The sequence below is a fragment of the Pantoea sp. SGAir0180 genome, from assembly GCF_043546245.1.
Window position 1 is genome coordinate 2,891,667 of sequence record NZ_CP028071.1, and the last position, 17,878, is coordinate 2,909,544.

General features: G+C 53.3%; 17 protein-coding genes and 1 tRNA gene. 9 read left to right on the forward strand and 9 right to left on the reverse strand.

The genetic code is table 11. From position 1 onward, the window contains the following. Window positions 1-1,266, reverse strand: coding sequence for a flavin-containing monooxygenase (locus C1N58_RS13740; protein ID WP_058702731.1), 1,266 nt, complete (start codon window positions 1,264-1,266; stop codon window positions 1-3). Window positions 1,267-1,512: 246 nt separating this feature from the next. After that, a complete protein-coding gene (locus tag C1N58_RS13745; RefSeq protein WP_033738508.1) occupies window positions 1,513-2,424 on the reverse strand; it encodes a LysR substrate-binding domain-containing protein in 912 nt (303 codons plus the stop codon). A 420-nt stretch (window positions 2,425-2,844) separates the two neighbouring features. Between C1N58_RS13745 and C1N58_RS13750 the strand changes: the two genes are divergently transcribed. From C1N58_RS13750 to C1N58_RS13765, 4 genes are read left to right on the forward strand one after another with little or no spacing between them, the layout of a single operon-like run. After that, a complete protein-coding gene (locus tag C1N58_RS13750) occupies window positions 2,845-4,368 on the forward strand; it encodes an amino acid ABC transporter permease/ATP-binding protein (protein ID WP_033738506.1) in 1,524 nt (507 codons plus the stop codon). A 27-nt stretch (window positions 4,369-4,395) separates the two neighbouring features. Continuing rightward, the gene (locus tag C1N58_RS13755) at window positions 4,396-5,268 is read left to right on the forward strand and encodes a phytanoyl-CoA dioxygenase family protein (protein WP_394564250.1); all 873 of its coding nucleotides are present in this window, start codon (window positions 4,396-4,398) and stop codon (window positions 5,266-5,268) included. 23 nt (window positions 5,269-5,291) lie between these two features. Further along, the gene (locus tag C1N58_RS13760; protein WP_033738503.1) at window positions 5,292-6,107 is read left to right on the forward strand and encodes an ABC transporter substrate-binding protein; all 816 of its coding nucleotides are present in this window, start codon (window positions 5,292-5,294) and stop codon (window positions 6,105-6,107) included. A 43-nt stretch (window positions 6,108-6,150) separates the two neighbouring features. Next, window positions 6,151-6,882: a class II aldolase and adducin N-terminal domain-containing protein gene (locus C1N58_RS13765; RefSeq protein WP_006118009.1), complete on the forward strand. Its 732-nt coding sequence runs from the start codon at window positions 6,151-6,153 to the stop codon at window positions 6,880-6,882. Between the two features lie 84 nt (window positions 6,883-6,966). Here C1N58_RS13765 and puuE read toward each other — a convergent pair whose 3' ends face one another. The 3 genes from puuE to C1N58_RS13780 are packed head-to-tail and all read right to left on the reverse strand — an operon-like array spanning window position 6,967 to window position 9,411. Beyond that, window positions 6,967-7,926, reverse strand: coding sequence for an allantoinase PuuE (gene puuE / locus C1N58_RS13770; protein WP_033738501.1), 960 nt, complete (start codon window positions 7,924-7,926; stop codon window positions 6,967-6,969). Between the two features lie 34 nt (window positions 7,927-7,960). Beyond that, window positions 7,961-8,692: an allantoin racemase gene (gene hpxA / locus C1N58_RS13775; protein WP_033738498.1), complete on the reverse strand. Its 732-nt coding sequence runs from the start codon at window positions 8,690-8,692 to the stop codon at window positions 7,961-7,963. Further along, window positions 8,689-9,411 (reverse strand): GntR family transcriptional regulator, encoded by a 723-nt coding sequence (locus C1N58_RS13780; protein ID WP_006118006.1) that lies wholly within the window; start codon window positions 9,409-9,411, stop codon window positions 8,689-8,691. Before C1N58_RS13780 ends, hpxA begins: the two co-directional genes overlap by 4 nt. A 142-nt stretch (window positions 9,412-9,553) precedes the next feature. Between C1N58_RS13780 and C1N58_RS13785 the strand changes: the two genes are divergently transcribed. Then, window positions 9,554-11,053 carry an NCS1 family nucleobase:cation symporter-1 gene (locus C1N58_RS13785; RefSeq protein WP_054632946.1) on the forward strand — a complete coding sequence of 500 codons (1,500 nt, stop codon included), beginning with the start codon at window positions 9,554-9,556 and terminating at the stop codon, window positions 11,051-11,053. 223 nt (window positions 11,054-11,276) lie between these two features. Here the strand turns inward: C1N58_RS13785 and C1N58_RS13790 are convergent. Together C1N58_RS13790 and dnaQ are read right to left on the reverse strand one after the other, a co-directional pair. After that, window positions 11,277-11,353: transfer RNA gene (locus C1N58_RS13790), tRNA-Asp, on the reverse strand. 134 nt (window positions 11,354-11,487) lie between these two features. Further along, window positions 11,488-12,219: a DNA polymerase III subunit epsilon gene (dnaQ, locus tag C1N58_RS13795; protein ID WP_006118004.1), complete on the reverse strand. Its 732-nt coding sequence runs from the start codon at window positions 12,217-12,219 to the stop codon at window positions 11,488-11,490. Between the two features lie 53 nt (window positions 12,220-12,272). Between dnaQ and rnhA the strand changes: the two genes are divergently transcribed. Next, entirely contained in the window at window positions 12,273-12,740 is a 468-nt protein-coding gene (gene rnhA / locus C1N58_RS13800; RefSeq protein ID WP_006118003.1) for a ribonuclease HI, read from the forward strand. Here the strand turns inward: rnhA and C1N58_RS13805 are convergent. Next, on the reverse strand, window positions 12,725-13,459 hold the full coding sequence (locus C1N58_RS13805; RefSeq protein ID WP_006118002.1) for a class I SAM-dependent methyltransferase: 735 nt from the start codon (window positions 13,457-13,459) through the stop codon (window positions 12,725-12,727). The genes rnhA and C1N58_RS13805 overlap by 16 nt on opposite strands. 40 nt (window positions 13,460-13,499) lie before the next feature. Between C1N58_RS13805 and gloB the strand changes: the two genes are divergently transcribed. Both gloB and mltD read left to right on the forward strand, forming a co-directional pair. Further along, a complete protein-coding gene (gene gloB / locus C1N58_RS13810) occupies window positions 13,500-14,255 on the forward strand; it encodes a hydroxyacylglutathione hydrolase (RefSeq protein ID WP_394564251.1) in 756 nt (251 codons plus the stop codon). Window positions 14,256-14,326: 71 nt separating this feature from the next. Beyond that, window positions 14,327-15,703: a murein transglycosylase D gene (gene mltD / locus C1N58_RS13815; RefSeq protein ID WP_033738490.1), complete on the forward strand. Its 1,377-nt coding sequence runs from the start codon at window positions 14,327-14,329 to the stop codon at window positions 15,701-15,703. Window positions 15,704-15,803: 100 nt separating this feature from the next. Here the strand turns inward: mltD and C1N58_RS13820 are convergent, their stop codons facing one another. Continuing rightward, window positions 15,804-16,595 (reverse strand): endonuclease/exonuclease/phosphatase family protein, encoded by a 792-nt coding sequence (locus C1N58_RS13820; protein ID WP_006117999.1) that lies wholly within the window; start codon window positions 16,593-16,595, stop codon window positions 15,804-15,806. 307 nt (window positions 16,596-16,902) lie between these two features. Here C1N58_RS13820 and yafC point away from each other — a divergent pair, with 307 nt between their 5' ends. Beyond that, window positions 16,903-17,865, forward strand: coding sequence for a DNA-binding transcriptional regulator YafC (gene yafC, locus C1N58_RS13825; RefSeq protein ID WP_394564252.1), 963 nt, complete (start codon window positions 16,903-16,905; stop codon window positions 17,863-17,865). The last annotated feature ends 13 nt before the right edge of the window (window positions 17,866-17,878 follow it).

Sequence of the window (17,878 nt, forward strand, 5' to 3'; positions counted from 1 at the left end):
TCAGTTTTCTGACGCGGCACGGTAATCCTGATACTGGCGCTGAATAGCAATATGGTCGGCAACATACTTTGCGTCATGCCACACGCCCCAGATAAACGAGGAGCCGCGGCGCGACTGCCAGGGCAGCCCGAGGAAATAGAGTCCGGACTCCGGGGAGACGCCGCGTTGATGGAGAGGTCTGTTTTTCTCGTCAAAGGCGTTAACCTTCAGCCAGGTATAATCCGTGGCATAGCCTGTCGCCCAGATGAGCGTCGTGATCCCTGCGCGGACCAGATTGAGCGACTGCACAGGATGCGAGACGCTTTCCGGATCGGGCAGAAAGGCGCGTGCGGCCGGATCCTCGGGTAAATTCAGGCCATGGCGTTCAACCCAGGCATCGGCCGCATCCAGCAGGGATAAATAGTTTTCATCGCCTGCGGCAATGTTTTGCGCCAGATCGGGCTTAAAGGTCACGACCTCGCCGGAAAAGCGCTCCGTCAATCCGACCAGGTTGATGCCCTGCTCCGCCAGTTTGCGAAAGTCGACGGTATGCCCGCCGCGCGCGCCGCTGACCGCGATGGTGACGTGTTCTTTCCCCGGTTGGCTGGCTGCCGCATCCCACAGGCCAAGGACTCCTAACCACCAGCAAAAGTCCCGGTTGCGATAGCGGCGAGGCGGACGATCGTGGGGACCAACGGAGAGCCACACGTCTTTTCCTGCACGCTGAAGCTCATCGGCAATCTGCACCCCTGACGAGCCCGCGCCGATAACCAGCACACCACCTTCAGGCAGTTGTTGCGGGTTACGGTAGTCCGCCGAATGTAACTGGGTGAACCGTGTATCCGTGGGCGCAATGGCGGGAATCACAGGCTTCTGAAAAGGCCCTGTGGCGACGACTACGCGCCGGGCAACGATCGGACCAGCAGAGGTTGAGACGTCGAACCCGCTGCGCCCGACACGCGGTACCACGCTGATGACTTCTACGCCCGTTTTGACAGGCGCCTCGATGTGCTGCACATACGCTTCAAAATAGTCAGCAATCTGTTCTTTAGGCACAAAGCTGTCAGGATCCTGCCCCGGAAAAGTCATGCCGGGAAACCGATCGTGCCAGGCCGGGCCGTTGGCGACCAGCGAGTCCCAGCGCCGGGTCCGCCACGCTTCGGCAATACGATTTTTTTCCAGCACGCAATGCGGAATGCCGAGCCGCCCCAGATGCTCGCTCATGGCGATGCCGGCCTGCCCTGCCCCAATCACCAGGGTATCTGTTTCTTGCTCTGATATTGTCATTCCATCATCCTCAAGCCCGACGTTTTAATGACGTGTTCCTGACACGCGCCAGCGCCAAGACTATTTGAGGCAGATGAATGGGTAAAATATTATAAAGCTAATATCTGAATAAGAAATTAATAAGCAGAAGATACGTGCCCGGTTATTAAAGCCACTCAGCGAATAAAGCGCGAAATTAGCCGATGAGATTTACCGCAAATACATTTCTTTTTCTTACCAAACAGCACGGTAATTGCGCGGCACTTTTTACACGGTGGGCCCCAACGCACTATTCTGGCAATAGTCCATAAAAAGTTTTGTCGGTCGCGTCGGTTCATTATGACTTAACCAGGCCATGATTAACGTCGAGGCTTCCATATCATCTTCAATATCAATCTGCGCCAGCTTTTCACCGTCATAAGTCACATCAGTGCAGGGGCGGGTGACCAGAACTGAAAACCCCAGCCCCTGTCCTACCATGCAACGCACCATTTCAATGGAGGGCGAACTGTAGGCTACCTGCGGGTGGTACCCTTTGCTTTTGAAAATATTGATGAAGTAATTCCTGCTGGGTACCGCATCCAGCAAAATCATAGGTTCCTGACTCAGCTCACGCAGCGTGACCAGGGATTTTTGTGCCAGTGGATGGTTTACCGGCAGGAGCGCGTAAGGTTTATGCGGGGCGTTTAACGTGGTTTTTTGAATGGTGTTATCCAGCTCGAGATCGTAGAGAAAAGCCAGATCAAAACGTCCGCGATGGAGTCCATGCATCAGTTCATGCTGCTCGCCATCGTACAGTTCAATAGTAATATCAGGATAGTGTTTTTTAAACCCGGCTATCAGTTTGGGCATATACAGCGGCGCCGCAGATTCAAAGCATCCCACCGCAATCGTGCCTGAAATCAGGGTGTTATCTGCACGTGAGTTTTGCTCAAACTCGTGTGTCAGACGTAGCAGCTCCTGCGCCTTTTCGTAAAAACGGCGGCCGCCAGGCGTCAGCGAAACACCTTGTGCGTGATGGCGGATGAGCAGTTGCTGATCGAAGGCGTCCTCCAGGTTTTTGATGGAAACGGAAATGGAGGGCTGGGCGATATGCAACTGACGCGAGGCTTCCGCAATGCTTTCCGTCTCCACCACGGCGACGAAATATCTGAGCTGTTTAAGTGTAAAGCGACTCATGGCGTTACCTCTGTTTTTTATGGTCAGCAAGACACCTTGCTTCGTTCCGGCCTAAGTAGCACTGCAAATGCTGTGCCACTTACCTGCCCGTTCCACCTGAACGCCATTTATGTATTAACGCCATTCCACCTGTTTTTTTTACGTCTGGCAGAAACGTAATCATCAAAAAGAAATTGCACCAATAACTCTCACCCTGCGTCGCAATGATCAGCGTGCTGCCCTAAATAAGCGCAAACAGGGAAAGAATACGTTAATTATTGCCCTGCACTGTTAAAAAGACACCGTTTAAAAAGGGATATAACAGTTGGATAGTTTTTTTAAAATCAGAAGCCAGCAAATTACTAATTGCTATCGTTCCCGTCCTGCCGCCATAGTGAATTACAGAATTATTCACCCCTTCTGTTTAATGTGAGCAAGCCCATGACATTTAACTGGAACTATATGTTCAGTCTGTTTAGCGACGCTAATTTTTGGCTGGCGACATGGACTGTCATCAAACTGAGCCTGCTGACTTGGGGAACGAGCATTATTGCGGGATTTATCCTGGCGCTGGCCAAGCAGTCGCGCCATCCCTTATTGACGCTGCCGGCCCGGTTTTATATCTGGCTCTTTCGCAGCCTGCCTTTGCTGGTGCTGCTGATCTTTGTTTATAACCTGCCTCAGGCATTGCCCGCCACGTCGACGGTACTGAGCGATCCATTCTGGGCAGGATTTATTGCGCTGACCATGTGTGAAAGCGCCTATATCGCAGAGATTCACCGTGGCGGGCTGCTGGCGATTCCCAAAGGCCAGAGCGAGGCTGCCCGGGCACTGGGATTACGCTATGCAGGCATTCAGTGGCGCATCATTATCCCGCAGGCACTGCGTGTGGCCTTACCGGCACTGGCGAATGAATACATCGCGATCGTGAAGCTGACGTCACTGGTCTCTGTTATCTCGCTTACCGAAATTTTGATGGTCGGCCAGCGACTCTACTCGCAAAACTTTCTGGTCATGGAAACCATGGCGGCGGTGGCCTTCTATTACGTGCTGATCGTTACCGTCTTTGACTTCCTGCTGAAACAGCTGGAGCGCTATCTGGACGTGACACAACGCCAACCGTCCGGCAAACCTGATGCACATCTTTTCGAACTCGCACAACGCGCAGCGGTGAACCCTGTCCGTCAGGCGTTTCACGCCAGCGGACCAGCGTTGCAGGCCCTGCGTCTGCACAAGGCTTACAACAATGTTGAAGTGCTGGGCGCCGTTAACCTGCAGATCCATCCTGGCGAAGTGGTTTCCGTAATCGGGCCTTCAGGTTCAGGAAAAACCACGCTGATTCGCCTGCTTAATGGTCTGGAGCAGATCGATAACGGTGAAATTCGTATTAACGGAAAACCCTTTATTCATCTCAGTCAGCAGGGAGAGCAACGCAAGCCACGCTTCGTTGAGCATGCAGAGCATCGTCTTAATATCGGGATGGTCTTTCAGAGCTTTAATTTGTTCAGTCATCTCAGCGTTATGGACAACCTGTTGCTGGCGCCTCGCTATCACAAGCTCGCGCCTGCCGCGGTATTAAAACAGCAGGCTGCTGCGCTGCTTTTTAAAGTCGGCATGCTCGACCATGCGTGGAAGTACCCTCATCAGCTCTCCGGCGGTCAGCAGCAACGCGTGGCTATCGCACGTGCCTTGATGATGCGTCCGCAAATCATGCTGTTCGATGAGCCCACCTCTGCGCTGGATCCCGAAAAAGTGAATGAAGTACTTCAGGTCATTGAAGCCCTGGCAAGCGAAGGCATCACCATGGTGATCGTGACCCATGAGATGAACTTCGCCTTCAAGGTGTCTGACCGGATTGTCTTTATGGAAAAAGGACGCGTGGTCTGTGACGACGCGCCGCAGGCTCTACGCGATGGCCAGCATCCGCGCGTGGAAGCTTTTCTGAAGGATGTCTCGCTGGCGTAACGATGTATTAATCACGAGGGCACGACCATGATTGAACAGTGGCAGGTAGATCAGTATCACCAGCAGGGATTTCTGGTAGTTGAAAATGTCCTGACAAGCGATGAAATCGCAGCGCTACAACACGACTTTGACCAGTGGGTTGAGGAAAGCCGCAGCCAGAATGCGCCCTGGGGCGATACGCAGGATGGGCGTCCGCGTTTCGATATTGAGAGCGATCACCGTGCCGATCATCCTTCTTTGCGCCGCGTCAGCTCCCCGAACGATATCTCTGCCGCCTATCGCCATGCGGCACTGCAGTCACGTATGGCGCAGATTGCCGGACAGTTAATCGGGGGCAGCGGCGCACGCTATCATCACAGTAAGATCAACTCGAAACTGCCCCATACCGCAACGAAAGTGGAGTGGCACCAGGATTTCCTGTTCACCCCGCACAGCAACGACGATATCGTGACCGCGCTGCTGATGGTCAGTGAGGTCACGCCGGAAAATGGTCCGCTGAACGTGGTGCCGGGCAGCCATCAGGGGCCGCTTTATTCACACTGGCAGGGTGGCCGCTTTACCGGTGCCGTTGATCCCGCAGTGGTGAAAGAACAGTGCCAACAACCTACCGCCTGTTTTGGTCCCTCGGGTTCTGTGTGCTTTATGCATACCCGACTGCTGCACGCCTCCAGTCCCAATGAAACCGAATGGCCGCGCACACTGTTTATCGCCGTGTACGCCGCTGAAGATGCACTGCCGTTCGGTGAAAACCCGTTACCCAGCACGGATGCGGGCACGCTGGTTTACGGTCAGGAGAGCGGCATGATCCGCAGCACCGCAAACGCCTTCCGCCTGCCGCAGAAACCGCGCGGTGCTTCGTTTTTTGTTCAACAGGCCGGTAAAGATCTTGCCAACGTCTGATGGCATTTTTCAGAGAGAGAATAATGATGAAAACCTACGTGTTAAGTCTGCTTGCCGCAGGCGCTGTACTGGCGTCCTTTAACGCCTCAGCCTTTTTACAACCCGGCAAAATTATCGCCGGATCGGATATGACCTTCTTTCCGTATGAGTACATGAAGGATAATAAACCCGCCGGCTTTGACATTGAGTTTCTTGATGGTCTGGCCAAAGTGATGGGCCGTCAGGCCGTTAACATTGATACCCGTTTCCCTAACCTGATTACCGGCTTGCAGAGTAACCGGTTTGATATGACTAATTCGTCGATGTACATCACCGCCGATCGCATGAAAGTGATCGACATGATTCCCTATCTGAAAAGCGGCGAAGCTATCCTGTCGTTGAAGGGAAGCGATTATCAACCCAAAACGCCTGAAGATTTCTGCGGCCATAAAATCGGTTCGATGGGCGCCACGTCGTGGTTGCAGCAGTTACACAAACTGTCTGACGACTACTGTGTGAAAAACGGTAAACCCCCCATCGCGATTAGCGAATATTCGACCGATCCGCAGACAACGCAGGCGATGCTCTCCCATGCGGTCGAAGCACAGATTACCGATGCCGCCGTGGCGCGTGGCGTGGTGCAAAAGCTGGGTGACCGTATTCAGATTTCCTCCACGACACTTATCTATCCGGTGTTAAACGGTTTTGGCGTGAAGAAGGACAATACGGAGGTGAAAAAAGCCCTGGTCGCTGCGCTGGCTACCTTCAGTAAAACGCCCGAATATGCCGCGCTGCTCAAAAAATACCATTTTGAAGCGCCAACAGCCGACGATCTCAACACCCTGATGCCAAAACCTTAATCTCAAACGCGTGCCCGTCACGCGTTCATTTTCAGGAGGGAATATGGCGCTTTCTTTTGAAGAGCAGACCCGTATCGATCTGGCGGCGGCCTTTCGCATTATTGCCCATCTGGGCATGCATGAGGCGGTAGCGAACCATTTCAGTGCCGCCGTTTCACCGGATGGTAAGCAGTTTCTGATGAACCCAAAGTGGAAACACTTTTCACGGCTTCGCGCCAGCGACCTGCTGCTGCTCAATGCAGAAGATACCGCCTGTGGAGAGCGGGACGATGTAGACGCCACCGCCTGGTCGATCCATGGGCAAATTCATCAGCGGCTGCCAGAAACCCGGGTCGTGATGCATCTGCATCCGGTTTACACCACCAGCGTCGCCTGTCTGGCGCAGCCACACATTCCGCCTGTCGATCAAAACAGTGCGCGCTACTTCAACCGTATCGCGGTGGATACCCTGTACGGGGGCATGGCAGACACTCAGGAGGAAGGCGCCCGACTGGCCAGCCTGCTGACCGATAAGCGTCGTCTGTTGATGGGTAATCACGGCGTTATGGTTACCGCCCAGACGGTGGGCGAGGCCTATGATGATATCTGGACACTGGAGCGGGCCTGCCAGATTCTGGTCACCGCCTGGTCTACCGGGCAACCGTTGAAAGTGCTGAGCGACGAGGTCGCGGAAAAAACGGCCCGTGACTGGGAAGGCATCCCCGACTTCTCTCTGCGGCATTTCGAAGAGATGAAGCAGTTGATGATTGAGGCCGATCCCACGTTATGTGACTGAGTGGGGCCGTGCGGACGACAATGCCGGAAACCGGGGCAGCGCGTGGCGACATCCTTTTGCCGTCAAGCGCTTGCCGCCGGGAGATTACGCCTCTGGCGCGGGGTAGGTTTTTATCCAGTGATCGGCAATCTGCTGCCGGGTGCAAATCCACACATCTTTATGCTGCTGAATGTGGTCGAGGAAATTTTGCAAGGCGCGGAATTTTCCCGGGCGACCTAACAGGCGGCAGTGCATCCCCACCGACATCATTTTGGGCGCGGTTTCGCCTTCTTCATACAGCACGTCGAACGTATCGCGCAGATAGGTGAAGAACTGCTCTGCGGTATTGAAACCCTGGGGCGAGGCAAAGCGCATATCGTTGCATTCCAGCGTGTAAGGAATGATCAGATGGGGTTTTACCGTACCGTCCTGACAGGTGACCTGAGTCCAGAATGGCAAATCATCACCATAATAGTCGCTGTCATAACTGAAGCCGCCCTGTTCCACCACCAGCCGCCGCGTATTGGGGCTGTCGCGTCCGGTGTACCAGCCTGTGGGCGCTTTGCCAAACAGGTCCGTTAACACATCCACCGCCTGCTGCATGTGCTGACGTTCGGTTTTAGCATCAATGCCCTGATAGTGGATCCAGCGCCAGCCGTGGCTAACCACGTCATACTGCGCCTGTTTGATGGCGTCCACGATGTCCGGGTGGCGCGCCAACGCCATCGCGACGCCAAACACGGTCAGGGGCAGTCCGCGCTTCTGAAACTCATTGTGAATGCGCCAGAAACCGGCGCGGGATCCATACTCGTACAGGGATTCCATCGACATATGCCGATCCGGATAACTGGCCGCCCCAATGATGTCAGACAGGAACTGTTCTGAACCCGTGTCGCCGTGCAAAACGTTGTTTTCTGCCCCTTCCTCATAGTTGAGTACAAACTGCACCGCGACGCGCGCTTTCTTTGGCCAGCGCGCATGTGGAGGCTTTCCACCGTAACCGATCAGGTCACGCGGGTAATTCTTATTGAAGCTGTAGGTTTTTTTATCCTGGCTTTCAGTCATCACTTGCATCCTGTCGTTGAACGGGAACATCTGCTTAGTTTAGGTGCTGAAAGACACCTGAGAGCGGTTTATGTAGCGGATAAGCTAAATCGCCTTGTTTACTGGTGCCAAAACCCAGCGCCACCAGCGATTCCACCATCTTGACGGCGGCGCTGACGCCATCAATCACCGGCATCTCCAGCTCTTTTGTCAGCGACGCGGCCAGCGTTGCCATGCCCCCACAGCCTAAAACAATGGCGCCACAGCCATCTTCCCGCTTTGCCTGGATACAGCGCTGGCGCACTTTCTCCTGCGCCACGCCGCTGCCGTCTTCCAGCGCCAGCACGGGTAAATCAATAGCATGTAAAGCGGCACAATGGTGCGTAAAACCGTACTGCTGAAGTAAATGGCGTGCGATGACCAGCGTGCGGGGCAACGTCGTGACAATTGAAAAACGCGTTGCCACCAATGTGGCGGTATGCATGGCCGCCTCCGCGATACCGATGACCGGCCCGCTGGCCAGTTCGCGTGCCGCCAGCAAGCCAGGATCGCCAAAACAGGCAATTACATGGCCACTGACGCCCTGCGCTTTGCCGAGCTTCACCTGTTCCAGCACGCCGATCGCCGCTATCGCCTCATCAAAATGCCCTTCAATCGACGGCACGCCCTGCGAAGGGCAAACGGCAATAATGTCCGTTCCAGGTGCGGCCACCGCGCGGGCAGCCTGACCGATGGTTTCGGTCATCGCCTGGCTGGTATTGGGATTGATAACCTGAATCAGGCTCATGATACGGCTCCTTTATGCCCGGCAAACAGTCGGGAAAAATCCGGTAGTGTTTCGCCTCCGCGCTCAAAATGGAGGCTGGCAACGATGTGTTCAAAATGGTGCTGCAGCGAGGCGGTCAGTGACACCAGGTCTTTTTCCCGGAGTCGCTGGAGTAACTGGCCGTGATCGTCACAGCGACAACCGCGCTGCCAGGGCGCGCCCCAGGTGGCAATCACCAGCGACGATCGCTGGGCCAGTTGCGTCACCAAATCCGTTAATACCTGATTGCCCGAAATCGCCTGCAACTGGATATGAAAGGCCGCGGACAGACGAATCGCCGCCGGCCCGTCATGCCGGGCAATCGCCTCTTTTTCCTGCTCAACCAGGGCCGTGAGCCCGGCCAGGTGCGGTGCCTGCAGATGTTCCAGCACCGCAGAAAGATTGCCGCACTCAAGCAGGCTTCGGGTGCGGAAAATATCCCGCGCTTCCTCCACGCCCGGTGTGGCGACATGTGCACCACGTTTGGGCGTGAGCGTGATCATTTGCACCGCAGCAAGGCGCTGCAAGACCTTACGGATGCCCGTGCGGCTCACGCCAAAGACCTCTGAAAGCGCTTCTTCCGGCAATTTGCTGCCGGGCGGCAGTTGATGTTCGACAATGGCGTTCATTAACGCCTGATAGATAGGTTCATCTTTATCATGCAGCTCGGCCGCCGTTCTCTGGCCTGTTTCACTCTTCATCACCCGCTCCGGTAAACATCATTGCATCACTTATCGTATACGTGAAAAATAAATTTTGTATACAAAAAACAAATCTGGCCTGGATCCTGCAATGTGATTTCACAAGGTTATTTTATTCATGTCTTTGAGAGGAGCAGGTTTCATGCCAAATCATTCAACGGTGGGTAACACATCGGCCTCTGAAGCCGGAAAAGCATACAGTCCGAAGCTATGTAATGCTGACCTGGCGCCTACCCGCCATCAAAACTGGTCGTGGTACAACATCTTTTCCTTCTGGATGTCGGATGTGCACAGCATGGGCGGCTACGTGGTCGCGGCAAGCTTCTTCACATTAGGGCTGGCCAGCTGGCAGGTGCTGCTGTGTTTGCTGGCAGGGATCTGTATTGTTCAGCTCTGCGCCAACCTGGTCGCTAAACCCAGCCAGATGGCCGGCGTGCCTTATGCGGTCATTTGCCGCCAGGCATTCGGTGTCTTTGGCGCCAATATTCCGGCGGTGATCCGCGGCCTGATTGCGTTTGCCTGGTACGGTATTCAGACCTGGCTGGCGGCGAATGCGCTGATGCTGGTGCTGCTGAAGTTTTATCCGTCGCTGGAAAGCCTGACGCACAGCCACTGGCTTGGCTTATCGCAACTGGGCTGGTACTGCTTTGGCGTGATGTGGGTTCTGCAGGCGATGGTGTTCTGGCACGGCATGAGTGCGATTAAGCGCTTTATTGATATCGCTGGTCCCGCCGTTTACGTCGTCATGCTGGCACTGGCGGGCTGGATTGTATACAAAACCGGATTCGACGGTATTTCGTTTACGCTGGCCAGCAAATCGCTGTCCGTCGGTGAACAAACCTGGCAGATGATTACGGCAACGGCACTGGTCGTGTCTTACTTCTCAGGCCCGCTGCTGAACTTTGGTGACTTTTCTCGCTACGGCAAAAGCATGAGTGAGGTTCGCCGGGGTAACCGCTGGGGACTGCCGTTCAATTTCCTGCTGTTCTCCATCGTGACCGTTGTGATTGTATCGGGTACGCAGTCCTTGTTTGGTAAAATGATCACCGATCCTATCGAAACCGTGAGCATGGTTGGCAGCGATTTAGCCGTGGCGATTGGCTTACTGACCATGATCACCGCGACGATTGGCATCAACATCGTGGCGAACTTCGTGTCTCCTGCTTTCGATTTTTCTAACTGCTCGCCTCAGAAAATCAGTTTTCGTAGCGGGGGGATGATTGCAGCGGTGGGTTCGGTCCTGCTCACGCCGTGGAATCTGTTCCAGTCGCCTGAACTGATTCACTATACGCTGGACGTACTGGGTTCGTTTATCGGGCCTTTGTTTGGCATTCTGTTAGCCGATTTTTACCTGATCAAAGGCGGCCGTATTTCTGTGGACGATCTGTTCGATGCCACACCGCAGGGGCGCTACTGGTATCGCGGTGGATTTAACCCGAAAGCCATTGTCGCCCTGCTGCCCTCGGTCGCTATTTGTCTGGTGATTAGCTTTATCCCTTCTCTGCATCAGGTCGCCAACTTTAGCTGGTTTATCGGCGTGGCGCTGGCGGCAAGCTGCTACTGGCTGGTGGCGCGGGAAAAACAGGTTGCAGGAAAACATACGACAATCCCGTCGGGTGCCGTCGCGATGCAGAAAGACTGATTCACGCTTACTGCCAGTCAGTCCGTTTCTGTGAGGACTGGCTGTGGGAACGTCGTTCTTACCCTGCCTTTATGGGGCATTTATTGGGTGCGACGGGCATCAGATCGAAAATACGGGATAACACTGAACGTGACGGGGAAACCGGCTGTTGGGAGGAAGACGAGAAACGTCCAGAGCCAGAAAGCAAAAACGCCATGCTGATAACCAGCATGGCGTCAAAATTTGGCGGAACGGACGGGGCTCGAACCCGCGACCCCCTGCGTGACAGGCAGGTATTCTAACCAACTGAACTACCGCTCCGCGCTTTGTTCCCCGTCGGGAACGAGGCGCATATTAATCACATCATTACTCGCCGTCAACGGTTTTCCCCCTGCCCGCTTCCGTTTGCTGCTATTTTCGCCCCGGTGTTGATTTTACACACAAATCTTTGCGACTCAGGCGCGCCAGAGGCAACTGCCCCCCTTCTTCATGATCAGATCCAGCCGTGATTCGTGATGACTGATTTCCTCATCACTGGCGGTGACCACGCGCAATCCTGATGTGGGCCGAACGATGCGCTGAATGCCTTCGCTCTGCTGCTGACGCGAGCGATCCTCCTCCGACGAGAAAGACAAGGACGTTTGTCCGCCCGTCATGGTTAAAAAGACTTCGGCCAGGATCTCGGCATCGAGCAGTGCGCCGTGCAACGTACGCTTACTGTTGTCTATCTCATAACGTGAACACAGCGCGTCGAGGCTGTTGCGCTTACCGGGGAACATACGGCGCGCCATCGCCAGGCTGTCAGTAATCTTGCAGAAGGTTTCCGTTTTTTCGATGCCGCGCTCAAGCTTGCTGAACTCATAATCCATAAAGCCGATATCAAACGAGGCATTATGAATAACAAGTTCTGCACCACGGATGTAGTCAAGAAACTCATCGGCAATCTCACTGAAGGTCGGTTTATCCAGCAGAAACTCATCGGCAATACCGTGAACGCCAAACGCTTCCGGGTCGACCAGCCGATCGGGCTTGAGATACATGTGGAAGTTGTTCCCTGTCAGGCGACGGTTCACCACTTCAACGGCACCGATCTCAATGATGCGGTGACCTTCATAATGCACCCCGATCATATTCATACCGGTGGTTTCAGTATCGAGAACGATTTGGCGGTTATTTGCAGTGCTCATAGGGCTCGTTTTATGTCAGACTTGGCGTTTTGTCAGAAGGAAGTCTACCAGAGATGCGCAAACAGGTAGAAATTTATACCGATGGTTCCTGCCTCGGCAACCCGGGCCCGGGGGGGTATGGCGCAATTTTGCGTTATGGGCAACATGAAAAAACATTTAGCGCCGGTTACCGCCTGACGACCAATAATCGCATGGAACTGATGGCGGCTATCGTCTCGCTGGAAGCCCTGAAACAACCCTGTGACGTGGTATTGAGTACCGACAGTCAGTATGTGCGCCAGGGCATTACGCAATGGATTCATAACTGGAAAAAACGCGGCTGGAAAACAGCCGATAAGAAGCCGGTTAAGAACGTCGATCTGTGGCAACGGCTTGATACTGCGCTCAGCACCCATCAGATTCAATGGGAGTGGGTTAAAGGCCATGCGGGCCACCCGGAGAATGAACGCTGCGATGAACTGGCACGCCATGCCGCAAACCATCCGGCTTTTGATGATATCGGCTATCAACCAGAATCCTGATCGTTGACGTGTCTGAACTGCCGTGTCGCATTCACAGGCTGCGGCAGGGGCCTTTTGCTCAGACTCATTCTTGCCTTGGTCGGCGTGAGAGGGAAACTGCGCTTACGCGCAACGACGATATTCAGGCACCCTAAAGCAGGTAAGTGAGCGCTGATCATTCTGCCGCCCTGCCGGTGCCAGGGCAACACCTGAAAACGCGTACGAAATACCACTTCATAATTCAGCAATCCCAGCCAGTCCAGTAATCGCATCTGGCTGAACATGCGCCCGCTCCAGGGCGCTTTACGCTGTATTCCGGGTACTATTTTACTAATACCCAGCAGACTGAACGGATTGAAGCCGCTGATTATCATCCAGCCATCATCGATCAATACCCGGTCCACTTCCCGCAATACCCGGTGGGGATCCTGACTCCAGGATAACGTATGGGCCAGTAAACAGGCATCGACAGACTTGGCTTCGAACGGGAGCTGGGTGGGATGCGCCAGGACCTGTAAGCCTTCACCTTCGACACCTACGCTGACCTGATGGGAAATCGCGCACTGTTCCGTATTGATTTCTGCGCTGAGGTTGCCAAGCTTAAGCATATGAAAGCCATAAAGCTTTCCGAGGTAAGGCTGAAGTTGCTGCGTCAGGGCATCGCGAAAGTAAATGCCCCATGGCATATCGTGCCATGAGCGTGGGGCGTTCAGGATTTGGCGTGTCTTGGCGGGCTTCATGCTTTACCATTTTCCTTTTAACGACCAGCGAGAGGTATTTATGAATCTTACCAGCATTCCTGCACTGCAAGATAACTACATCTGGACGTTAACAGATGACGAAGGAAAATGCCTGATTTTTGACCCGGGTGAAGCCCAGCCGGTTCTGGAGAAAATTCAGGCCAATGGCTGGCAGCCTGTCGCCATTTTGCTGACGCATCATCACAACGATCATGTCGGTGGCGTGAAAACGCTCTGTGAACATTTTCCCGAGATTGCCGTTTACGGTCCGCAGGAAACGGCAGATAAAGGGGCAAAAACATGCGTGCGTGAAGGAGATAACGTTGACGTTTTGGGCCTGTCATTCGCGGTCATCGCTACGCCGGGGCACACTTTAGGACATATCTCATATTACAGTGCACCTTATCTTTTTTGTGGAGATACGATGTTCTCAGGTGGTTGCGGACGGCTTTTCGAAGGCACCCCCGAGCAAATGTACCAATCCTTTCAAAAGCTTAACTCGCTCCCGGAAGACACATTGGTGTGCTGTGCGCATGAATATACTTTATCCAATTTGAAGTTTGCTGCCGCAATTTTACCCCACGATCCGCAAATAACGGCTGAATACCATAAAATTAAGGACTTACGGGCCGAAAACCGCATTACTTTACCTACAAAACTGGCCCATGAGCGTGTGATAAATTTATTCCTCCGAACGCAAGATGCTGATTTACAACGCGCTTTAAACGTTGATGCTGGGGTTGGGCCCGTATGGCAAACATTTGCTGTTCTACGCGAGAAGAAAGACGCTTTTTGATTTTTCGGGTTGTGTTGTGAAGGACCGTCACGTATAGTTGCTCGTCTTTTAAGCGAACTATTGACACACACATGAAGGCTAAAGCGATATTATTCGCCTCGGTCTTGCTGGTAGGATGTCAGGCATCACGGAATGACGCCAATATCCCCGAACAGCATGCCCAGAGTCTGTCTTCAGCTGGTCAAAGTGAAAATGGAAAATACGGTGATCGACTTTTATCGCCGCGATGGCAGGAAGATGGAACTGGCCTCGCAGAAGATAATGATCTCTGGCGTTTCATTAGTGACGAGTTGAAGATGGGGATTCCGGAAAACGCCCGGATCCGCGAACAGAAATTAAAGTTTTTAAAAAATAAGAGCTATCTCCACGATGTAACATTACGGGCAGAGCCGTACATGTACTGGATAGTCGAGCAGATTAAGAAACGTAATATGCCGATGGAACTGGTACTGCTACCCATAGTGGAGAGCGCTTTTGATCCTCACGCAACGTCATCTGCAAATGCCGCTGGCATCTGGCAGATCGTTGGGAGTACGGGTCGAAACTATGGTTTAAAACAGAACCGTTACTACGATGGTCGTCGCGATGTTGTCGCCTCAACGAAAGTAGCACTGGATATGATGCAGCGTCTTAATACGATGTTTGGTGGTGACTGGCTTTTGACAGTGGCGGCTTACAACAGCGGAGAAGGACGGGTACTCAAAGCGATTAAACAGAACAAGGCGCGCGGTAAGCCTACCGACTTCTGGCATCTTTCGCTTCCACGTGAAACCACGGTTTATGTACCAAAAATGTTGGCCTTGAGCGAGTTGCTTAAGCACAACAAGCGTTACGGTATCAAACTGCCGACGCCTGACGAAAACCGTGCTCTGGCACGCGTTGAAGTGGGTCAGCAGATAAAACTGACGCAGGCCGCAGAAATGGCGGGGATGTCGCTCACCAAGTTGAAGAGCTTCAATACCGGTTATAAAGGCGGCGCAACAGCACCCAATGGGCCACATTACATTCTGGTGCCGAAGTCTAACGTCGCAAAGCTGCGTGATTCACTGGCTTCCGGTGATATCTCTGCCGTGCAGCCCACACAACTGGCGAAAGCCAGCAATGAGGGGGGCTACAAAGTGCGAAGCGGCGATACCTTATCCGGTATTGCGAATAAGTTAGGCGTCAGCGTGGCCGCACTGAAGCAGCAAAATAACCTGCGCAGTGCCAGTATTCGTCCCGGTCAGTTACTGACTGTGGGTTCGAATGGCACGAGCCTGGCGGATAATAGCAACAGCATCACCTATCGCGTTCGTAAGGGTGATTCTCTTGACAGTATCGCCCGTCGTCACGGCGTTAACATCAAAGACGTGATGCGCTGGAACAGTGTTGTGAGTAACGCAAAAGATATTCAGCCTGGTGACGAGCTCACGTTGTTCGTTAAGAATAACGCAACACCAGATACCTGATACGTTGAAAAGGCTGACATTTGTCAGCCTTTTTTCTTGTTTGATTCTACATCCTGCCCGTGACCACGTTCTCTCTGCCCTTTCCTGCCTGATGTCACCTTTATCGTCTGGTACTGAACTCAACCAAAAGCGGGTTATGGTCGGATGCCTGCGTCACCAGAACCGAGGCTTCACTGACGTGTATATCGCGATAAAAAACGAAATCTAAAGGTCTGCCAAAGGCTTTACGTCGGTGATCGGCGGTAAACATCACCTCTTCCAGTTTCATCTGATGCGCAAATCGATAGAGGGCGTTAATGCGCTGGCGGCTCCAGGCATTGAAGTCGCCCGCCATAATGACAGGCCCGCGATGATGGATAATCTGTTCGCCAATGGGGCCGAGCTGCTTGCTGTAAACATCCACGCCCAGGCTAAAATTTACCGCGTGGATGTTCACCACCATCAGCATCTCGCCCGTGGGAAGCGGATACGCTGTGACTAAGGCGGATTTTGAGAGCCTTAACAGGGGTTCTCGCTCGCGCAGGGGGCAACAATAAACAGGGTGAGCAGAAGCTAACGTCATGACGCCAGAGGGGTGCTGAGGCAGCACTAAAGCCGGAACCTGATCGGCCGCCAGATAGTTACTGGTCGCAAAGCGGATTAGCTCGGGCGTCGTCTGCGCTTCCTGAAGCAGAACCAGATGGGCATCCTTACCAAACCCTTCCAGCACGGACATCCAGTCAGCGCGCTGCTGCTTAAAGATATTCCATACTAATACTTTCAAAGTGGGATCGGCGGGCAGTGGCTCACCCGGTGGCAGTGCCTGGCCGAGATGAAACATGGCACCCGGAGGAAAGATCCTTTCCGCTGGCTGTCCGGCTACATATCTCATCGCATAGGTTTTTTTGCGCACTGTCCCGCCTGGCTAATCATTCAGAAATTCATGTCACTTATCTGTTATAGGGATTTTAGTACGCAGTTTCAATCGATGCCGACGATTGTTCGAGACCGCCCTCCCACTTTATTGTCGTCACGAATGGCGTAATCCGGCCTGTGCAGACCGTTTCTTCCACTAAAAAGATAACCGGCCTGACGGAAAGGCGCTTTCGTCTTCTTTAGCCCGCTTTACCAAAAAGCCATCCGCGCCAAGGGTGTAAACGGCAGGCTGTGCTTTAATTAGCGGTATATGGCCTCAGGCGCTATTTCACGTGAAGGAAACAATGAAGGCATCTTCTGAAGAACTCAAAGTATTTGTCAGCGTAGTTGAAAACGGGAGCTTTAGCCGCGCGGCAGATGCCTTGCAGATGGCCAATTCCGCCGTCAGCCGCACGATCAAAAAACTGGAAAATAAACTCGGACTGGCTTTACTGAAGCGCACCACACGCAATCTTGCGTTAACGCAGGAAGGAGAACGTTATTTCCAGCAGGTTCAGCATTTTCTTCAGGTGATGACGGCCGCAGAAGACGCATTGATAGAGAGCCGTCATGCGCCCAAGGGATTGTTACGTATTGATGCCGCCACTCCTGTCATACTGCATCTCCTGATGCCCATGATAAAAGCCTTTCGGGAGCGCTATCCCGAGATTGCCCTTTCACTGATTTCATCTGAAAACTTTATTAATCTCATCGAGCGTAAAGTCGATGTGGCGATTCGGGCAGGCAGCCTTACCGATTCAGGCCTGCGGGCACGACTGCTGTTCACCAGCTATCGCCGCTTTATTGCCTCTCCCGGGTATCTGGAGAAATATGGTATTCCTGTGTGCGCAGCCGATCTGGATAATCATCAGTGTCTCGGTTTTATTGATGCGCCACGTCTTAACCGCTGGCCAATCGCCTGTGACGATGGGGAACTTTACACCATCCGTTCGGAACTGGATTCTAACAGCGGAGAAACCATCAAGCAGCTTTGTCTGGACGGTAATGGGATTGCCTGCCTTTCTGATTATATGGTGCATAAAGAGATCGCTGACGGAAGTCTGGTGGAGATCCTGGCCGATCAACGTTTACCGGTAGAGATGCCGTTCAATGCTGTCTATTACAGCGATCTTGGCGTAAGCCAGCGCGTGCGTGCCTTTATTGATTTTTTAAGCGAATGGGTAGTAGAGCAACCCTGGCATATACAGGCTCAGTTACAGCCGTACCCCCCCCCTGAAAGCAGTAATTTCCCTCGCCAGACTGTTTAAACATCATCTTCTG

Excerpts from the sequence above, each read along its gene's own strand:
- C1N58_RS13740 (WP_058702731.1), bottom strand. The coding sequence starts at position 1,266 with ATGACAATATCAGAGCAAGAAACAGATACCCTGGTGATTGGGGCAGGG.
- C1N58_RS13805 (WP_006118002.1), bottom strand. The coding sequence starts at position 13,459 with ATGAAGCCCGCCAAGACACGCCAAATCCTGAACGCCCCACGCTCATGG.
- puuE (WP_033738501.1), bottom strand. The coding sequence starts at position 7,926 with ATGACTGAAAGCCAGGATAAAAAAACCTACAGCTTCAATAAGAATTAC.
- gloB (WP_394564251.1), top strand. The coding sequence starts at position 13,500 with ATGAATCTTACCAGCATTCCTGCACTGCAAGATAACTACATCTGGACG.
- hpxA (WP_033738498.1), bottom strand. The coding sequence starts at position 8,692 with ATGAGCCTGATTCAGGTTATCAATCCCAATACCAGCCAGGCGATGACC.
- mltD (WP_033738490.1), top strand. The coding sequence starts at position 14,327 with ATGAAGGCTAAAGCGATATTATTCGCCTCGGTCTTGCTGGTAGGATGT.
- dnaQ (WP_006118004.1), bottom strand. The coding sequence starts at position 12,219 with ATGAGCACTGCAAATAACCGCCAAATCGTTCTCGATACTGAAACCACC.
- C1N58_RS13745 (WP_033738508.1), bottom strand. The coding sequence starts at position 2,424 with ATGAGTCGCTTTACACTTAAACAGCTCAGATATTTCGTCGCCGTGGTG.
- yafC (WP_394564252.1), top strand. The coding sequence starts at position 16,903 with ATGAAGGCATCTTCTGAAGAACTCAAAGTATTTGTCAGCGTAGTTGAA.
- C1N58_RS13765 (WP_006118009.1), top strand. The coding sequence starts at position 6,151 with ATGGCGCTTTCTTTTGAAGAGCAGACCCGTATCGATCTGGCGGCGGCC.
- C1N58_RS13750 (WP_033738506.1), top strand. The coding sequence starts at position 2,845 with ATGACATTTAACTGGAACTATATGTTCAGTCTGTTTAGCGACGCTAAT.
- C1N58_RS13760 (WP_033738503.1), top strand. The coding sequence starts at position 5,292 with ATGATGAAAACCTACGTGTTAAGTCTGCTTGCCGCAGGCGCTGTACTG.
- C1N58_RS13780 (WP_006118006.1), bottom strand. The coding sequence starts at position 9,411 with ATGAAGAGTGAAACAGGCCAGAGAACGGCGGCCGAGCTGCATGATAAA.
- C1N58_RS13785 (WP_054632946.1), top strand. The coding sequence starts at position 9,554 with ATGCCAAATCATTCAACGGTGGGTAACACATCGGCCTCTGAAGCCGGA.
- rnhA (WP_006118003.1), top strand. The coding sequence starts at position 12,273 with ATGCGCAAACAGGTAGAAATTTATACCGATGGTTCCTGCCTCGGCAAC.
- C1N58_RS13755 (WP_394564250.1), top strand. The coding sequence starts at position 4,396 with ATGATTGAACAGTGGCAGGTAGATCAGTATCACCAGCAGGGATTTCTG.